Here is an 18,498-nt window from a genome sequence, read left to right as displayed (position 1 = left end):
GGAAGCGGCACCGGTTGTCAGTGGTGGGTCGTACGGTGGAGTCGTGCGTCCCATCACGAGTATTGAGCGGTCCGTGGCGCCCTTCGAGGTCGTCAGTCCCTTCCAGCCGAACGGCGACCAGCCGGCGGCGATCGCCGAGTTGGAGCGGCGGGTCAGGGGAGGGGAGAAGGACGTCGTGCTGCTCGGTGCCACCGGCACCGGCAAGTCGGCCACCACGGCCTGGATGATCGAGAAGCTGCAGCGGCCCACCCTGGTGATGGCGCCGAACAAGACGCTGGCCGCGCAGTTGGCGAACGAGTTCCGCGAGCTGCTGCCGAACAACGCGGTCGAGTACTTCGTCTCGTACTACGACTACTACCAGCCGGAGGCGTACGTCCCGCAGACGGACACCTACATCGAGAAGGACTCCTCGATCAACGAGGAGGTCGAGCGGCTGCGCCACTCGGCGACCAACTCGCTGCTCACCCGCCGGGACGTGATCGTGGTCGCCTCGGTCTCCTGCATCTACGGCCTCGGCACCCCGCAGGAGTACGTGGACCGGATGGTGCAGCTCAAGGTCGGCGAGGAGATCGACCGGGACGTGCTGCTGCGCCGCTTCGTGGACATCCAGTACGCCCGCAACGACGTCGCCTTCACCCGCGGCACCTTCCGGGTCCGCGGCGACACCATCGAGATCTTCCCGGTCTACGAGGAGCTGGCCGTCCGGATCGAGATGTTCGGCGACGAGATCGAGGCCCTGTACACCCTGCACCCGCTCACCGGCGAGATCATCAGCCAGGACGACTCCGTCTACGTCTTCCCCGCCTCCCACTACGTGGCCGGCCCCGAGCGCATGGAGCGGGCGATCGGCGGCATCGAGCAGGAGCTGGAGTCCACGCTCGCCAGGCTGGAGAAGCAGGGCAAGCTGCTGGAGGCCCAGCGGCTGCGGATGCGCACCACCTACGACATCGAGATGCTGCGCCAGATCGGCACCTGCTCGGGCGTCGAGAACTACTCGATGCACTTCGACGGCCGCGAGCCCGGCTCCCCGCCGAACACCCTGCTGGACTACTTCCCGGAGGACTTCCTCCTGGTCATCGACGAGTCGCACGTCACCGTCCCGCAGATCGGCGCGATGTACGAGGGCGACGCCTCGCGCAAGCGCACGCTGGTCGAGCACGGGTTCCGGCTGCCGTCCGCGATGGACAACCGCCCGCTGAAGTGGGAGGAGTTCCTGGAGCGGATCGGTCAGACGGTGTACCTCTCGGCGACGCCGGGCCCGTACGAGCTGTCGCGCGGGGACGGCCAGGTCGAGCAGATCATCCGCCCGACCGGTCTGATCGACCCCGAGGTGATCGTCAAGCCGACCGAGGGCCAGATCGACGACCTGGTGCACGAGGTCCGCAAGCGGGTCGAGCGGGACGAGCGCGTGCTGGTCACGACGCTGACCAAGAAGATGGCCGAGGACCTGACCGACTACATGCTCGGCCTGGACATCCGGGTCCGGTACCTGCACAGCGACGTGGACACCCTGCGCCGGGTCGAGCTGCTGCGCGAGCTGCGGGCGGGCAGGTACGACGTGCTGGTCGGCATCAACCTGCTGCGCGAGGGTCTGGACCTGCCCGAGGTGTCCCTGGTGGCGATCCTGGACGCGGACAAGGAGGGCTTCCTGCGCTCCGGCACCTCGCTCATCCAGACGATCGGCCGCGCGGCCCGCAACGTCTCCGGCCAGGTGCACATGTACGCGGACCGGATCACCCCCTCGATGGAGAAGGCGATCGAGGAGACCAACCGCCGTCGGGCCGTGCAGCAGGCCTACAACAAGGAGCACGGGATCGACCCGCAGCCGCTGCGGAAGAAGATCGGCGACATCCTGGACACCCTCGCCCGCGAGGACGTGGACACCGACGAGCTGCTCTCCACCGGCTACCGCGGCCAGGGCAAGGGCAAGGCCCCGGTGCCCGCGCTGGGCGCGGGCCGCAAGCCCGCCAAGTCCCTGCCGGCGGCGGAGCTGGCGGAGCTGATCCAGGAGATGACCGACCGGATGCACACGGCCGCCGCCGACCTGCAGTTCGAGGTCGCGGCCCGGCTGCGCGACGAGGTCAAGGAGCTGAAGAAGGAGCTGCGGCAGATGCGCGAGGCCGGGGTGGCCTGATCGAGCCGCCGGATGACACCGGTCAAGGCCTGAGGTGTCTCAGCCTTGCCACAAAGCGGGTAACCCGGAGGAGTCGGAGGTGCCGCAGGGCCTAGGCTGGCCTGCGGCATCGTGCCCTCGGGACGGGGTGGCGGGCCGTACGCAGAGGGGGCCTCAGCCGGGGGACGGCGACGGGGTGTTCCACCGGGGAGCCGGGCGGCAGCGACCGCGCGGCCGGCAGAGAGGACAACGTCGTGTCGGTCAACCTTGCCAAGGGGCAGCGGGTCAGCCTCCAGAAGGGGCCGGGCAGCGCCCTGACGGTGGTCCGGATGGGCCTCGGCTGGCAGGCCGCCCCCAGGCGGGGCCTGTTCGGCAGCCGCACCAGGACGATCGACCTGGACGCCTCGGCGCTGCTGTACGCCGAGCGGACCCCGTCCGACGTGGTGTTCTTCCAGCACCTGGAGAGCAACGACGGCTCGGTCCGGCACACCGGGGACAACCTGGAGGGCGGCTCGGGGCACGAGGACGACGAGGCGATCCTGGTCGACCTGGTGCACGTGCCGGCGCACATCACCCAGGTGGTGTTCACGGTGAGCTCGTACACCGGGCAGACCTTCGCCGAGGTGCAGCGGGCGCACTGCCGGCTGGTGGACGAGACGACCGGGCTGGAGCTGGCCCGCTACGAGCTGGCGGGCGGCGGGCCGCACACCGGGCAGATCATGGCCAAGGTGGTCAGGGACGGCGACGGCGGCTGGGAGATGCAGGCGATCGGCGCTCCGGCCAAGGGCCGTACCTTCCAGGACCTGCTGCCGGCGATCGAGCCGTTCCTCTGACCGTCAAACCCCTGACGGCCCTTTACCTTCTTTACCTTCCTTTGCCTTCCCTGTTACTCTCGATGGCAGCGGAGGGGAGTATTCCTCGACAGCCGACCCCGTCATCACGGGTGCCCGTCGCGGCACCCCGGGGCGCTGGCCCGATGGGCGGAAGAGACCTCCGGCAGTGACGACCTGTCTCGCCTAGCTGCCGGAGGAGCAGTAATGGACGTTTCCGTGACCATGTGGGCCACCACGATCGGTGTGCTGATCGCACTGATCGTGGCGGACTTCTTCATCGGTGGCCGCAAGCCGCACGAGGTCTCGATCAAGGAGGCCGGGATCTGGACGGCCGTCTGGGTCGCGCTCGCGGTGCTCTTCGGCGGGTTCCTCTGGTGGCACTCCGGCGGCCAGCCGGCGGGCGAGTTCTTCGCCGGCTACATCACCGAGAAGTCGCTCAGCGTCGACAACCTCTTCGTCTTCATCCTGATCATGGGCAAGTTCGCGGTGCCCAGGATCTACCAGCAGCGCGTGCTGATGTTCGGTGTGATCATCGCGCTGGTGCTCCGGGCGGGCTTCATCGCCGGCGGCGCGGCGCTGGTGGCGCAGTTCTCCTGGGTGTTCTTCCTCTTCGGTGCGTTCCTGATCTGGACGGCCTGGAAGCTGATCAAGGAGGCCCGGGAGGACGGGGAGGATGAGGAGTTCGAGGAGAACCGGCTGCTCAAGTCGATCACCCGGCGCTTCCCGGCCACCGAGGACTACCGCGGCACCAAGTTGTTCGTCCGCGAGCACGGCCGCCGGCTGATCACCCCGATGCTGATCGTCATGCTGGCTATCGGCACCACCGACGTCCTGTTCGCCCTGGACTCGATCCCGGCCATCTTCGGCCTCACCCAGGACCCGTACGTCGTCTTCACCGCCAACGCCTTCGCCCTGATGGGCCTGCGCCAGCTGTACTTCCTGATCGGCGGCCTGCTGAAGAAGCTGGTCCACCTGAGCTACGGCCTGTCGGTGATCCTCGGCTTCATCGGCGTGAAGCTGGTGCTGCACGCCGCCCACGAGGCCGGCGCGAGCTGGGCCCCGGAGATCGGCATCCCGGTCTCCCTCGGCTTCATCGTGGTGGTGCTGGCCGTGACCACGTTCACCAGCCTGCGGGCCTCCAAGAAGGCCGCGGAGGCCGACCGCGAGGCGGAGCCGCAGAAGCTCGACGCCTGAGCCGTGCAGCACGACGGGGCCCCCGTGACCGACCGGTCGCGGGGGCCCCGTCGTACTGCGGGCGGGCGGGGCCTACCAGCCGCGTTCGCGCCATTCGTCGAGGTGGGGGCGTTCGGCGCCGAGGGTGGTGTCGTTGCCGTGGCCGGGGTAGACCCAGGCCTCGTCGGGGAGGGCGTCGAAGATCTTCTCGTTGACGTCCCGGAAGAGCGTCCGGAAGGCCTCCGGGTCGCCCCAGGTGTTGCCGACGCCGCCGGGGAAGAGGCAGTCGCCGGTGAATACGTGCGGGTGGCCCTGCGGGTCGTCGTAGACCAGCACGATGGCGCCCGGGGTGTGGCCGACCAGGTGTCGGACGGTGAGCTCGACGTCGCCGACCCGGAGCTTGTCGCCGTCCGCGAGCCGCAGCTCGGTGGGGACGTCGATGCCCTCGGCGTCGTGCTCGCCGGCGGCGGTGCGGGCGCCTGTCACCGCGACCACCTCGGCGAGCGCGCCCCAGTGGTCGTGGTGCCGGTGGGTGGTGACCACGGTTTCGAGGTCGTCGCCGACGGTCTCCAGCAGCACCGGGGCGTCCGCGGCGGCGTCGATCAGCAGCTGCTCGTCGGTGGCCCGGCAGCGCAGCAGGTAGGCGTTGTTGTCGTACGGGCCGACGGCCACCTTGGTGATGATCAGGTGGGCCAGCTCCCGCACGTCCGGCGGCCCGCCGACCTTGACCGCTCCGTGGTACGTCATCCGTGCGCTCCTCGTCCGGTGAAGGGGTTCAGGATCATCGTCCCGCCGTCAGCCCATGGGGGGAAGCTGGGGGAGGGCGGCGTCGGGCGTGCGGCGCAGGTCGGTGCCGTCGGAGCGGCCGGAGAGCCAGGCGGTGAGGGCGCGGACGGGGCCGGTGACGGTCAGCGCCGGGGCGCCCGAGCCGATGACGGCGCGGTCCTCGGTGTCCTCGGCGACCAGTTCGGCGGCGGGCAGGTCGGCGCCGGCCAGGTTCGCGGCGAGCTTGCGGAACTGGGCGACGGCGAAGTCCTGCGGCCACTGCGCGGGGGAGTGGCCGGCGTCCAGGTCGACGTGGTGGTACTCCAGCTCCAGCAGGCGCTTGTGCGGGATGTCGTGGGCCGGGAAGAGGTAGCCGGTGCGGTGCCGGATCTCGGCCGTCCAGCTCTCGTCCGCCAGCAGCGCGGCGGCCTCGGCGAAGCGCTGGTGGGACGCGTGCAGGTCGGCGAGGTGGACCTCCAGCGGGCGGGGCGCGTCGCGGTCGATCTCGGCATCGCGGGCCTCGTTGCTGGCGTACTGCGGGATGTCGGTGCCGGTGCGGGCGCCGGTCAGCAGGTTGACCAGGGAGTCGGCGTTGCGGGCGAGGTGGGCCAGGACGTGGCCACGGGTCCAGCCGGGGAGGGCGGAGGGCTCGGCGACGGCCTCGGGCTTCAGCCCGGAGACGGTGTCCAGCAGGCGTCGGGTGCTCTCCTCGACCTGGCCCAGCCAGGAGGCGGCGGCGGTGGCGGCGGACTGCGGGTCGGTCATCGAATCTGCCTTCGGTGGGAGTCGGCGCGTTGCCCGCACGGGGCCCCGCTCGTTGACCTGACGACGCTATCGCCGAATCCGGGCGCTGAGCAGGGTGTTTTCGGTACGCGCACGGTACGGGCACGGACGGTCCCGGGGCGGGCCTCACTCGTTCGGGTGGTCCCCGCTGGACAGAGTCGATATTCGAACGTCTGAGCTATAGGCTGGCTGCCGCATCCTGGAAGAAGTACAGAATCTCCCCGCAAGCCCTCTCGCCCCGGAGAAAGGCGCCAGAAGCAGTGGCCGACCGCCTCATCGTCCGCGGTGCTCGCGAGCACAACCTCAAGAACGTCTCGCTCGACCTGCCCCGCGACTCCCTCATCGTCTTCACGGGCCTCTCCGGCTCCGGCAAGTCCTCGCTCGCCTTCGACACGATCTTCGCCGAGGGCCAGCGCCGCTACGTCGAGTCGCTGTCCTCCTACGCCCGCCAGTTCCTCGGGCAGATGGACAAGCCCGACGTGGACTTCATCGAGGGCCTCTCCCCGGCCGTCTCGATCGACCAGAAGTCCACCAACCGCAACCCCCGTTCGACCGTCGGCACCATCACCGAGGTCTACGACTACCTGCGCCTGCTGTTCGCCCGGATCGGCAAGCCGCACTGCCCGCACTGCGGCCGCCCGATCGCCAAGCAGTCGCCGCAGGCGATCGTGGACAAGGTACTGGAGCTCGCCGAGGGCACCCGTTTCCAGGTGCTCAGCCCCGTGGTCCGGGAGCGCAAGGGCGAGTTCGTCGACCTCTTCGCCGACCTCCAGTCCAAGGGCTACTCCCGCGCCCGGGTGGACGGCGAGACGATCCAGCTCGCCGAGCCGCCGAAGCTCAAGAAGCAGGAGAAGCACACCGTCGAGGTGGTCATCGACCGCCTGACCGTCAAGGAGAGCGCCAAGCGGCGGCTCACCGACTCGGTGGAGACGGCCCTGCGGCTGTCCGGCGGCATGGTCGTGCTCGACTTCGTCGACCTCCCCGAGGACGACCCGGAGCGCGAGCGGATGTACTCCGAGCACCTCTACTGCCCGTACGACGACGTGTCGTTCGAGGAGCTGGAGCCGCGCTCGTTCTCCTTCAACTCGCCGTTCGGCGCCTGCCCGGACTGCTCGGGCCTGGGCAACCGGATGGAGGTCGACCCGGAGCTGGTCGTGCCGGACCAGGAGCGCTCGCTGGACGAGGGCGCGATCCACCCGTGGTCGGCCGGGCACGCCAAGGAGTATTTCCAGCGCCTGATCGACGCGCTCGCCGAGGAGCTCGGCTTCCGCACCGACATCCCCTGGGCCGGGCTGCCCGCCCGCGCCAAGAAGGCGCTGCTGTACGGGCACAAGCACCAGGTGCAGGTCCGCTACCGCAACCGCTTCGGCCGCGAGCGCTCGTACAGCACCGGCTTCGAGGGCGCCGTCCCGTTCATCCAGCGCCGGCACACCGAGGCGGAGAGCGACAGCAGCCGCGAGCGCTTCGAGGGCTACATGCGCGAGGTGCCCTGCCCGACGTGCCAGGGCACCCGGCTCAAGCCGGTGGTGCTCGCGGTCACCGTCCAGGACAAGTCGATCGCCGACGTCTCCTCGATGTCGATCAGCGACTGCGCCGAGTTCCTGGGTGCGATGAAGCTCAACGCCCGGGACAAGCAGATCGCCGAGCGGGTCCTCAAGGAGGTCAACGAGCGGCTGCGCTTCCTGGTCGACGTCGGCCTGGACTACCTCTCGCTGGACCGCGCGGCCGGCACCCTGTCCGGCGGCGAGGCCCAGCGCATCCGGCTGGCCACCCAGATCGGCTCCGGCCTGGTCGGCGTGCTGTACGTGCTGGACGAGCCGTCCATCGGCCTGCACCAGCGGGACAACCACCGGCTGATCGAGACGCTGGTGCGGCTGCGCGACATCGGCAACACCCTGATCGTGGTCGAGCACGACGAGGACACCATCAAGACTGCGGACTGGGTGGTCGACATCGGCCCGGGCGCCGGCGAGCACGGCGGCAAGGTGGTGCACTCCGGCTCGCTGAAGCAGCTGCTCGGCAACAAGGAGTCGCTGACCGGCCAGTACCTCTCCGGCAAGCGCTCCATCCCGATCCCGGCCGGCCGCCGCGAGCGGGACAAGAAGCGCCAGCTGACCGTCCACGGCGCCCGCGAGCACAACCTCAAGGACGTCACGGTCGGCTTCCCGCTCGGCACCTTCACCGCGATCACCGGCGTCTCCGGCTCCGGCAAGTCGACGCTGGTCAACGACATCCTCTACACCCACCTCGCCCGGGAGCTGAACGGCGCCCGCAGCGTGCCCGGCCGGCACACCCGGATCACCGGCACCGACCTGGTGGACAAGGTGGTGCACGTCGACCAGTCGCCGATCGGCCGCACCCCGCGCTCCAACCCGGCCACCTACACCGGGGTGTTCGACCACGTCCGCCGGCTATTCGCCGAGACGCAGGAGGCCAAGGTCCGCGGCTACCTGCCCGGCCGGTTCTCCTTCAACGTCAAGGGCGGCCGCTGCGAGAACTGCTCGGGCGACGGCACCATCAAGATCGAGATGAACTTCCTGCCGGACGTCTACGTGCCGTGCGAGGTCTGCCACGGCGCCCGGTACAACCGGGAGACGCTGGAGGTGCACTACAAGGGCAAGTCCATCGCCGAGGTGCTGGACATGCCGATCGAGGAGGCGCTGGCCTTCTTCGAGGCCGTCCCGGCGATCGCCCGGCACCTCAGGACGCTCAACGACGTCGGCCTCGGCTACGTCCGGCTCGGCCAGTCGGCGCCGACGCTCTCCGGCGGCGAGGCGCAGCGCGTCAAGCTCGCCTCGGAGCTGCAGAAGCGCTCCACCGGGCGGACGGTCTACGTCCTGGACGAGCCGACCACCGGTCTGCACTTCGAGGACATCAGCAAGCTGATCAAGGTGCTCAGCGGGCTGGTCGACAAGGGGAACACGGTGATCGTCATCGAGCACAACCTCGATGTGATCAAGACCGCCGACTGGGTCGTCGACATGGGCCCCGAAGGCGGTTCCGGCGGCGGCACGGTGGTCGCCGAGGGCACCCCGGAGCAGATCGCCGCCGTCCCGGAGAGCCACACCGGCAAGTTCCTGCGGGACATCCTGCCGAGCGACTTCGCGGACGCCCCGGCCGTCGCCCCGGCGAAGAAGGCGGCACCGCGCAAGCGCGCCGCCGCGGCGAAGAAGTAGAAGAAGCCGCCGAGCCGGCAGCCGCCCGCCCCGCCGCTCCCGCCGTTCCCGATCTCCGGGAGCCCCGGGAGCGGCGCGGCGCGTGCGGCATAGAATTCCGTGGTCCCTCGCAGCAGCAGACCCGTAGGAGCGCACCGATGTCCGAGGCCCCCGAGACCAGCCCCACCGCCTCCCGCCGCACCCTGCTCTGCGGCGCCGCGGCCGTCCTGGCGGCCGGCGGCACCGTGGCGGTCACCGGCTGCAGCTCCTCCGCCTCGTCCTCCGGCAGCAGCAGCGTCGCCAAGGGCCCGGTCGACCTCGGCCCGGCCTCGGCCGTGCCGGAGGGCGGCGGCAAGGTCTTCCGCGAGCAGAAGATCGTGGTGACCCAGCCGACCGCCGGGCAGTACAAGGCGTTCAGCGCCAAGTGCACGCACGCGGGCTGCATCGTCGACCAGGTGAAGAACCAGCAGATCCAGTGCCCGTGCCACGGCAGCAAGTTCGCGATCGCCGACGGCGCGGTGGCGGACGGCCCGGCCCCCTCGCCGCTGCCCGCCTACACCGTCACGGTCGAGGGCGGGAACCTCAAGGTGACCCCGAGCTGAAGCAGTTGATCGCCTTCCCGTTGATCTTGCCCCCGGGGCGTCGGCCCGAGTGGGTACGGTGGACCCATGGCTGACCCGAGCACCTACCGCCCGGCCCCGGGCGCGATCCCGATCTCCCCGGGCGTCTACAGGTTCCGCGACGCCCACGGCCGGGTCATCTACGTCGGCAAGGCCAAGAGCCTGCGGCCGCGCCTGTCGTCCTACTTCCAGGACCTGGCCGGCCTGCACCCGCGCACCGCGACCATGGTCACCACCGCCGCCTCGGTGGAGTGGACGGTGGTCGGCACCGAGGTCGAGGCGCTCCAGCTGGAGTACTCCTGGATCAAGGAGTTCGACCCCCGGTTCAACGTCAAGTACCGCGACGACAAGAGCTATCCGGAACTCGCCGTCACCCTGAACGAGGAGTACCCGCGGGTCCAGGTGATGCGCGGGGCGCACAAGAAGGGCGTGCGCTACTTCGGCCCCTACGGGCACGCCTGGGCGATCCGCGAGACAGTCGACCTGCTGCTGCGCGTCTTCCCCGTCCGCACCTGCTCCAACGGCGTCTTCAAGCGCGCCCGCCAGGTCGGCCGGCCCTGCCTGCTCGGCTACATCGGCAAGTGCGCCGCCCCCTGCGTCGGCAAGGTCTCGGCGCAGGAACACCGGGAGCTGGCCGAGGACTTCTGCGACTTCATGGCCGGGCGCACCGGCAACTACCTGCGCCGGCTGGAAGAGGAGATGCAGGAGGCCGCGGCCGAGCTGGAGTACGAGAAGGCGGCCCGGCTGCGGGACGACATCGGCGCCCTCAAGCGCGCGATGGAGAAGAACGCCATCGTCCTCGCCGACGCCACCGATGCCGACCTGCTGGCCGTCGCCGAGGACGAACTGGAGGCCGCGGTACAGATCTTCCACGTCCGCGGCGGCCGGGTCCGCGGCCAGCGCGGCTGGGTCACCGACAAGGTCGAGGACGTGGACACCGCCGGCCTGGTCGAGCACGCCCTCCAGCAGCTCTACGGCGGCGGCGAGTCCGTCCCGCGCGAGGTGCTCGTCCCCGCCCTGCCCGAGCCGGTCGAGCCGGTCCGGGAGTGGCTGGGCGGCCTGCGCGGCAGCCAGGTCGACCTGCGCATCCCGCAGCGCGGCGACAAGAAGGACCTGATGGCCACCGTGCAGCGCAACGCCCAGCAGGCGCTCGCACTGCACAAGACCAAGCGCGCCTCCGACCTCACCACCCGCAGCCGCGCCCTCCAGGAGATCGCCGACGCGCTGGAATTGGACTCCGTCCCGCTGCGCATCGAGTGCTACGACATCTCCCACCTCCAGGGCGAGGACGTGGTCGCCTCCATGGTCGTCTTCGAGGACGGCCTGGCCCGCAAGAGCGAGTACCGGCGCTTCCAGATCAAGGGCTTCGAGGGCCAGGACGACGTCCGCTCGATGCACGAGGTGATCGGCCGCCGCTTCCGCCGCTACCTCCGGGAACGCGAGCAGACCGGCGAGTGGGCCGTCCCCGAGGAGGACGAGCCCGGCCCGGCCGGCGCCGCCCGGGACGAGGACGGCCGCCCCAAGCGCTTCGCCTACCCGCCCCAACTGCTCGTGGTCGACGGCGGACAGCCGCAGGTCGCCGCCGCCAAGCGCGCCCTGGACGAACTCGGCATCGACGACGTCGCGCTGTGCGGCCTGGCCAAGCGCCTGGAGGAGGTCTGGCTGCCCGGCGAGGACGACCCGGTGGTGCTGCCCCGCTCCAGCGAGGGCCTCTACCTGCTCCAGCGGGTGCGCGACGAGGCGCACCGCTTCGCGATCGGCTACCAGCGCACCAAGCGTTCCAAGCGACTCACCGCCGGGGAACTGGACTCCGTCCCGGGGCTCGGCGAGACTCGCCGCCAGGCGCTGCTCAAGCACTTCGGCTCGCTGAAGAAGCTCCGGGCCGCCACCGTGGACGAGCTCTGCGCGGTACCCGGCATCGGACGCCGCACCGCGGAGACTGTTGCGGCGGCGTTGTCGTCCCGTACACCCGCCGCACCCGCGGTCAACACCGCGACCGGCGAGATCATCGAGGACGGGGCCGACGAGGCCACCGAGCCGGTGGCAGCAGCACCCCAGACCGCACCATCCCAGGAGACGCCATGACGGCCGACGCCGCCCGTCAGCCGGTGTGCCCCGGCCCCGCCCGCCTGCCCGGGCCGGGGAAGGGCGGCCGTGCCCTGCGCGTTCTCCCCAGCAGAAAGACCGAGAGCGGGGAACCGAAGTGACCGTGTCAGACGTGGCCGAGAACGCGCCGGAGCTGGTGATCATCTCCGGCATGTCCGGAGCCGGCCGCTCCACCGCCGCCAAGTGCCTGGAGGACCTCGGCTGGTTCGTGGTGGACAACCTGCCGCCGGCCCTCATCCCGACCATGGTCGACCTGGGCGCCCGCTCCCAGGGCAACGTCGCCCGGATCGGCGTGGTCGTGGACGTCCGCGGCCGCCAGTTCTTCGACGACCTGCTCACCTCGCTGGACGAGCTGGAGAAGCGCGGCGTCCGGCTGCGGGTGGTCTTCCTGGACTCCTCCGACGAGGCGCTGGTGCGCCGCTTCGAGAGCGTGCGCCGCCCGCACCCGCTGCAGGCCGACGGCCGGATCGTGGACGGCATCGCCCAGGAGCGCGACCTGCTGCGCGACCTGCGCGGCGAGGCCGACCTGGTGATCGACACCTCCAACCTCAACGTGCACCAGCTGCGCGCCAAGCTGGACGCCCAGTTCGCCGACCACGACGAACCCGAGCTGCGCGCCACCGTGATGTCCTTCGGCTTCAAGTACGGCCTGCCGGTCGACGCCGACCTCGTGGTGGACTGCCGCTTCCTGCCCAACCCGCACTGGGTGCCCGAGCTGCGGGCCCGCACCGGCACCGATGCGGACGTCGCCGGATACGTGTTCCAGCAGCCCGGAGCCAACGAGTTCCTGGACGGCTACGCAGAACTGCTCCGGATCGTTACCGAGGGCTACCGGCGGGAGGGGAAGCGCTACATGACGCTTGCCGTAGGCTGCACCGGTGGCAAGCACCGCAGCGTCGCCATGTCCGAGCGTCTGACCAAGCGTCTCATCGCCGACGGAGTCGAGACGGTGCTCGTCCACCGTGACATGGGACGGGAGTAACCGCCGCATTCCCTGCCGGGCCCGCCGGCGGAGCGAGCGGCGGGCCGGAGGAACGCGAGGTGAGTGTGGCGGGATACGTGCCCGGGCGGCAGCCGCAGAACAGGACCGGTGACCGGGCGGGCAGCCCGGCCCGGCCCCTGGCGCCGAGCCGTCCGCGCAGCGGTCCCGCCCGGTCGAACCCGGCCCCGCGGATCACCGCGCTCGGCGGCGGCCAGGGCCTGTCCGCCTCGCTGTCCGCGCTGCGCCGGCTCACCAGCGACGTCACCGCGGTGGTCACCGTCGCCGACGACGGCGGCTCCAGCGGACGGCTGCGCACCGAACTGGGCGTGCTGCCCCCGGGCGACCTGCGCAAGGCGCTGGCCGCGCTGTGCGGGGACGACGACTGGGGCCGCACCTGGTCCGAGGTGATCCAGCAGCGCTTCACCGGCAACGGCGAGCTCGGCGGCCACGCCGTCGGCAACCTGCTGATCGTCGCCCTCTGGGAGAAGCTGGGCGACCCGGTGGCGGCCCTGGAGTGGGTCGGCCGGCTGCTCAACGTCCAGGGCCGGGTGCTGCCGATGTCGGCGGTGCCGCTGGACATCGAGGCGACCGTCCGCGGCCACGACCCGGCGCACCCCGCCGAGGTGTCGGCGGTCCGCGGCCAGGCCAACGTCGCGGTGACCCCGGGCACCGTGCAGTCGATCCGTCTGCTGCCGGACGAGCCGCCGGCCGTCCCGGAGGCGGTCGCCGCCGTCCGGGAGGCGGACTGGGTGGTGCTCGGCCCCGGCTCCTGGTTCACCAGCGTGCTGCCGCACCTGCTGGTGCCCGACCTGGCCAAGGCGCTCACCGAGACCCGCGCCCGCCGCCTGCTCACCCTGAACCTGGCCCCCCAGCCCGGCGAGACCGAGGGCTTCACCCCGCAGCGTCACCTGGAGGTCATCGCCGACCACGCCCCGGAGCTCGCGGTGGATGCGATCCTGGTGGACGAGCGCGCCGTCACCGGCGGCGCCTTCGGCCAGGCGGACCTCGACGGGCTGGAGAAGGCAGCCGAGCGGATGGGCGCCGCCCTGGTGCTCGGCTCGGTGGCCCGCACCGACGGCACGCCGCGACACGACCCCGAGCTGTTGGCAGCAGCGTACGACCGGATTTTCCGGACACATGGAAGGATCGGGCCATGGCGATGACTCCAGCGGTGAAGGACGAGATCAGCCGGCTCCCGGTCACCAGGGCCTGCTGTCGCAAGGCGGAGGTGTCGGCGATCCTGCGGTTCGCGGGCGGACTGCACATCGTGAGCGGCCGCATCGTGATCGAGGCCGAGCTGGACACCGGGGCGGCGGCACGGCGGCTGCGCAAGGACCTCCTGGAGATCTTCGGGCACTCCTCCGACCTCGTGGTCATGGCCCCCGGAGGGCTGCGCCGCGGCAGCCGCTTCGTGGTCCGGGTCGTCAAGGACGGCGAGCTGCTCGCCCGCCAGACCGGCCTGGTCGACGGGCGGGGCCGCCCGATCCGCGGCCTGCCCCCGGCGGTCGTCTCCGGCGCCACCTGCGACGCCGAGGCGGCCTGGCGCGGCGCCTTCCTGGCGCACGGCTCGCTCACCGAGCCGGGCCGCTCCTCCTCCCTGGAGATCACCTGCCCCGGCTCCGAGGCGGCGCTGGCCCTGGTCGGCGCGGCCCGTCGGCTCGGCATCCCGGCCAAGGCCCGCGAGGTGCGCGGGGTGGACCGGGTCGTCATCCGCGACGGTGACGCGATCGGCGCGCTGCTGACCCGCCTGGGCGCGCACGAGTCGGTGCTCGCCTGGGAGGAGCGCCGGATGCGGCGCGAGGTGCGGGCCACCGCCAACCGGCTCGCCAACTTCGACGACGCCAACCTGCGCCGCTCGGCCCGCGCCGCGGTGGCGGCCGGCGCCCGGGTGCAGCGCGCGCTGGAGATCCTCGGCGACGAGGTGCCCGAGCACCTGGCCGCGGCCGGCCAGCTGCGGATGCAGCACAAGCAGGCCTCGCTGGAGGAGCTGGGCGCGCTCGCCGACCCGCCGCTGACCAAGGACGCGGTGGCCGGCCGGATCCGCCGCCTGCTGGCGATGGCCGACAAGCGCGCCTCCGAGCTCGGCCTGCCGAGCACCGAGGCCAGCCTGACCGACGAGATGGCGATGAACTGACGCTCACGGTCCGTGATCGAGACGCGGCCGGCACCCGGGTTTCCGGGCGCCGGCCGCCGTCGTTTCCGGACGGGGGTCCGAAGGCTCCGGAAAGACCGAATTGGTAGAGACCATTGGGCCCGGGGCCAACTGCCTGCCGAACCGGGGGAGGACGGCCTGAAACCGGGTTCCGGGCACGCCACGCCACGTCTCACGAGGTGGCGCGATGTGCCCCAAAAGGCCCCGGAGGGGTAGGGTCATAGGCGGTCGGGGACTTCCCAAATCTCACCCCCGTCGGGCTCCGGCCCGGCGTACCTAACGAGGAGATCGGTTCGTGACGATCCGGGTAGGCATCAACGGCTTCGGCCGCATCGGCCGCAACTTCTTCCGGGCGGTCAAGGCCCAGGGCGCGGACATCGAGATCGTCGGTGTCAACGACCTCACCGACACGAAGACCCTGGCTCACCTGCTCAAGTACGACACCACCCTGGGTACCTTCCCGGGCGAGGTCTCGCACACCGAGGACAGCATCACCGTCGACGGCCACACCTTCAAGGTGACCGCCGAGCGTGACCCGGCCAACCTCCCGTGGGCCGCCCTGGGCGCCGACATCGTCGTCGAGTCCACCGGCATCTTCACCAAGGCCGAGGCTGCGAAGAAGCACCTCGCCGCCGGTGCGAAGAAGGTCATCATCTCGGCGCCCGCCACCGACGAGGACGTCACCATCGTCCTGGGTGTCAACGACGACAAGTACGACGCCGCCAAGCACGACATCATCTCCAACGCCTCCTGCACCACCAACTGCGTGGCGCCGATGGCGAAGGTGCTGAACGAGGCGTTCGGCATCGTCAAGGGCCTGATGACCACCGTCCACGCGTTCACCAACGACCAGGTCACCCTGGACTTCCCGCACAAGGACCTGCGCCGTGCTCGTGCGGCGAGCCAGAACATCATCCCGACCTCGACCGGTGCCGCCAAGGCGACCGCCCTGGTCCTGCCGGAGCTGAAGGGCAAGCTGGACGGCACCTCGCTGCGCGTCCCGGTCCCGACCGGCTCCATCACGGACCTGGTCGTCACCCTGGAGCGCGAGGTCACCAAGGACGAGGTCAACGCGGCCTTCCAGAAGGCCGCCCAGGAGGGCCCCCTCAAGGGCATCCTGGCCTACACCGAGGACCCGATCGTCTCCTCGGACATCGTCAACGACCCGGCGTCCTGCATCTTCGACAGCCAGCTCACCATGGTCCAGGGCAACCAGGTCAAGGTGCTCGGCTGGTACGACAACGAGTGGGGCTACTCGAACCGCGTCGTGGACCTGGTCACCCTCGTCGGTGGGCAGCTCTGACGCAGTGGGAGCTGACGTGATGTAGGGGCGAGGGCCCGGACGGCGCACCATGCCGACCGGGCCCTCGTTCCGCGCTTCCAGTACTTTCCAGGCGGCCCCTGCGCCGTGCCGCCTCTGCGCATCAACCATCTCCCCAGGAGAACCGAATCCCCGTGAAGACCATCGAAGAGCTCATCGAAGCCGGTGTCGAGGGCAAGCGCGTGTTCGTGCGCGCCGACCTGAACGTGCCGCTGGAGGGCACCACGATCACCGACGACGGCCGGATCCGCGCCGTCGCCCCGACCATCGCCAAGCTGGCCGCGGCCGGCGCGAAGGTCGTCGTGGCCTCGCACCTCGGCCGCCCCAAGGGCGAGCCGGACCCGAAGTTCTCGCTCGCCCCGGCGGCCGTGCGGCTCGGCGAGATCCTCGGCAAGGACGTCGCCTTCGCCACCGACACCGTCGGCGACAGCGCCGGGGCCACCGTCGCCGCGCTGGCGGACGGCGAGGTCGCGCTGCTGGAGAACCTGCGCTTCAACACCGGCGAGACCAGCAAGGACGACGCCGAGCGCAAGGCCTTCGCCGAGCAGCTGGCCACCCTGGCCGACCTGTACGTCGGCGACGGCTTCGGTGCCGTGCACCGCAAGCACGCCTCGGTCTACGACCTGCCCGGCCTGCTGCCGCACGCCGCGGGCGACCTGATCGCCACCGAGGTCGGCGTCCTGAAGAAGCTCACCGAGGACGTGGCGCGTCCGTACGTGGTGGTGCTCGGCGGCGCCAAGGTCTCCGACAAGCTGGGTGTGATCGACAACCTGCTGAAGAAGGCCGACCGGATCCTGATCGGCGGCGGCATGGCGTACACCTTCCTCAAGGCCAAGGGCCACGAGGTCGGCATCTCCCTGCTGCAGGCCGACCAGATCCCGACCTGCCTGGAGTACCTGGCCGAGGCCGAGAAGCGCGGCGTCGAGTTCGTGCTGCCGGTCGACGTCCTGGTCTCCGCCGAGTTCCCGGACCTCAAGGGCAAGACCCCGGCGAACCCCGAGCTCGTCGCCTCCGACGCCATCCCGGCGGACCAGGAGGGCCTGGACATCGGCCCGAAGACCCGCGAGCTGTACGCGGCCAAGCTGGCCGACGCCGGCACGGTGTTCTGGAACGGCCCGATGGGCGTCTTCGAGCACCCGGACTACGCGAACGGCACCAAGGCCGTCGCGCAGGGCCTGCTGGACAGCGACGCGTTCACCGTCGTCGGCGGCGGGGACTCCGCCGCGGCCGTCCGCATCCTGGGCTTCGACGAGAACGCCTTTGGACACATCTCGACCGGCGGTGGCGCGAGCCTTGAGTACCTGGAGGGCAAGACCCTTCCCGGTCTCGCCGCCCTGGAAGGCTGAAAGCATGACTGAGCGTCTCCCGCTGATGGCGGGCAACTGGAAGATGAACCTCAACCACCTTGAGGCCATCCAGCACACCCAGAAGCTGGCCTTCGCGCTGGCCGACAAGGACTACGAGGCCGTCGAGGTCGCCGTCCTGGTGCCGTTCACCGACCTGCGGTCGGTGCAGACCCTGGTCGACGGCGACAAGCTGAAGATCAAGTACGGCTCGCAGGACATCTCGCAGCACGACTCCGGTGCCTACACCGGCGAGGTCTCCGGCCCGATGCTGGCCAAGCTGAAGTGCACCTACGCGGTGATCGGCCACTCGGAGCGCCGCCAGTACCACGGCGAGGACGAGGCGATCGTCAACGCCAAGGTGAAGGCCGCCTACCGGGCCGGGATCACCCCGATCCTGTGCATCGGCGAGCCGCTGGACATCCGCAAGGCCGGCACCCACGTCGAGTACACCCTGGCCCAGCTGGACGGCGCCCTGGCGGACGTCCCGGCCGGCCAGGCCGAGTCGATTGTGGTCGCCTACGAGCCGGTCTGGGCGATCGGCACCGGCGAGGTGGCCACCCCGGAGGACGCGCAGGAGGTCTGCGCCGCCATCCGCCGGCGGATCGCCGAGCTGTACGACGCCGAGCTGGCGGACAAGGTCCGCGTGCTGTACGGCGGTTCGGTCAAGTCGTCGAGCGCGGCCGGCCTGATGGCCAAGCCCGACATCGACGGCGGCCTGATCGGCGGTGCCTCGCTGGACGCCGACGAGTTCGTCAAGATCGTGCGCTACCGTGAGCAGGCAGTAGGCTAACGCCGCCGCAGCAACGTAGGCTTTGGGGCCGGACCGCCGTACGCGGGCCCGGCCCCTTCGCCGAAGATACGAGAGAGTTGGTCCCGTCGTGGTTCTCGGGTTCTCGATTGCCCTGATCATCTTCAGTCTGCTGATGATCCTGCTGGTGCTGCTGCACAAGGGGAAGGGCGGCGGCCTGTCGGACATGTTCGGCGGTGGCGCGATGTCCACCGGCGGCGGCTCCGCGGTGGCCGAGCGCAACCTGGACCGCATCACCATCGTGGTCGGCCTGGGCTGGTTCGCCTGCATCATCGTGCTCGGCCTGCTGCTCAAGTACAAGGGCTGACACAGGCCTGACGCCCCGTCGCCCGAGCGCCTAT

15 protein-coding genes are annotated in these 18,498 nt (G+C 70.7%); 13 read left to right on the top strand and 2 right to left on the bottom strand.

Going from position 1 to position 18,498, the window contains the following annotated elements; translation table 11 throughout:
• The first annotated feature begins 43 nt into the window (after window positions 1-43).
• The 3 genes from uvrB to CRP52_RS08625 all read left to right on the top strand — a co-directional run bounded on the left by uvrB (window position 44) and on the right by CRP52_RS08625 (window position 4,140).
• Window positions 44-2,134, top strand: coding sequence for an excinuclease ABC subunit UvrB (gene uvrB / locus CRP52_RS08635; RefSeq protein WP_097235863.1), 2,091 nt, complete (start codon window positions 44-46; stop codon window positions 2,132-2,134).
• Between the two features lie 233 nt (window positions 2,135-2,367).
• Window positions 2,368-2,946: a TerD family protein gene (locus tag CRP52_RS08630; RefSeq protein WP_097235862.1), complete on the top strand. Its 579-nt coding sequence runs from the start codon at window positions 2,368-2,370 to the stop codon at window positions 2,944-2,946.
• A 204-nt stretch (window positions 2,947-3,150) separates the two neighbouring features.
• A complete protein-coding gene (locus CRP52_RS08625) occupies window positions 3,151-4,140 on the top strand; it encodes a TerC family protein (RefSeq protein ID WP_097235861.1) in 990 nt (329 codons plus the stop codon).
• A 72-nt stretch (window positions 4,141-4,212) separates the two neighbouring features.
• Here CRP52_RS08625 and CRP52_RS08620 read toward each other — a convergent pair whose 3' ends face one another.
• Together CRP52_RS08620 and CRP52_RS08615 are read right to left on the bottom strand one after the other, a co-directional pair.
• Window positions 4,213-4,866, bottom strand: coding sequence for an MBL fold metallo-hydrolase (locus CRP52_RS08620; RefSeq protein WP_097235860.1), 654 nt, complete (start codon window positions 4,864-4,866; stop codon window positions 4,213-4,215).
• Between the two features lie 48 nt (window positions 4,867-4,914).
• Window positions 4,915-5,649, bottom strand: a complete 735-nt coding sequence (locus CRP52_RS08615) for a maleylpyruvate isomerase family mycothiol-dependent enzyme (RefSeq protein WP_097235859.1) — start codon at window positions 5,647-5,649, stop codon at window positions 4,915-4,917.
• 278 nt (window positions 5,650-5,927) lie between these two features.
• Between CRP52_RS08615 and uvrA the strand changes: the two genes are divergently transcribed.
• From uvrA to secG, 10 genes are all read left to right on the top strand, one after another.
• Window positions 5,928-8,843 (top strand): excinuclease ABC subunit UvrA, encoded by a 2,916-nt coding sequence (uvrA, locus tag CRP52_RS08610; protein WP_097235858.1) that lies wholly within the window; start codon window positions 5,928-5,930, stop codon window positions 8,841-8,843.
• 137 nt (window positions 8,844-8,980) lie between these two features.
• Window positions 8,981-9,424 (top strand): Rieske (2Fe-2S) protein, encoded by a 444-nt coding sequence (locus CRP52_RS08605; protein ID WP_097235857.1) that lies wholly within the window; start codon window positions 8,981-8,983, stop codon window positions 9,422-9,424.
• A 66-nt stretch (window positions 9,425-9,490) separates the two neighbouring features.
• Window positions 9,491-11,527 (top strand): excinuclease ABC subunit UvrC, encoded by a 2,037-nt coding sequence (uvrC, locus tag CRP52_RS08600; RefSeq protein ID WP_097235856.1) that lies wholly within the window; start codon window positions 9,491-9,493, stop codon window positions 11,525-11,527.
• Window positions 11,528-11,645: 118 nt separating this feature from the next.
• The gene (gene rapZ, locus CRP52_RS08595; protein ID WP_257032367.1) at window positions 11,646-12,530 is read left to right on the top strand and encodes an RNase adapter RapZ; all 885 of its coding nucleotides are present in this window, start codon (window positions 11,646-11,648) and stop codon (window positions 12,528-12,530) included.
• 65 nt (window positions 12,531-12,595) lie between these two features.
• Complete coding sequence (locus CRP52_RS08590; RefSeq protein WP_097235855.1) at window positions 12,596-13,693, top strand: gluconeogenesis factor YvcK family protein; 1,098 nt, start codon at window positions 12,596-12,598, stop codon at window positions 13,691-13,693.
• On the top strand, window positions 13,684-14,664 hold the full coding sequence (gene whiA, locus CRP52_RS08585) for a DNA-binding protein WhiA (protein WP_097235854.1): 981 nt from the start codon (window positions 13,684-13,686) through the stop codon (window positions 14,662-14,664). The genes CRP52_RS08590 and whiA overlap by 10 nt, the downstream gene beginning before the upstream one ends.
• A 313-nt stretch (window positions 14,665-14,977) precedes the next feature.
• Complete coding sequence (gene gap / locus CRP52_RS08580; RefSeq protein ID WP_097235853.1) at window positions 14,978-15,985, top strand: type I glyceraldehyde-3-phosphate dehydrogenase; 1,008 nt, start codon at window positions 14,978-14,980, stop codon at window positions 15,983-15,985.
• Window positions 15,986-16,137: 152 nt separating this feature from the next.
• Window positions 16,138-17,349 (top strand): phosphoglycerate kinase, encoded by a 1,212-nt coding sequence (locus CRP52_RS08575; RefSeq protein WP_097235852.1) that lies wholly within the window; start codon window positions 16,138-16,140, stop codon window positions 17,347-17,349.
• Window positions 17,350-17,353: 4 nt separating this feature from the next.
• Window positions 17,354-18,139: a triose-phosphate isomerase gene (gene tpiA / locus CRP52_RS08570; protein ID WP_097235851.1), complete on the top strand. Its 786-nt coding sequence runs from the start codon at window positions 17,354-17,356 to the stop codon at window positions 18,137-18,139.
• A gap of 88 nt (window positions 18,140-18,227) precedes the next feature.
• Window positions 18,228-18,464, top strand: a complete 237-nt coding sequence (gene secG / locus CRP52_RS08565; protein WP_030055964.1) for a preprotein translocase subunit SecG — start codon at window positions 18,228-18,230, stop codon at window positions 18,462-18,464.
• Window positions 18,465-18,498: the final 34 nt, after the last annotated feature.

Origin of the sequence: Streptomyces sp. 1331.2 (assembly GCF_900199205.1) — a bacterium.
Classification (GTDB): Bacteria; Actinomycetota; Actinomycetes; order Streptomycetales; family Streptomycetaceae; genus Kitasatospora.
This window is presented reverse-complemented; position numbering and strand designations above follow the sequence as displayed.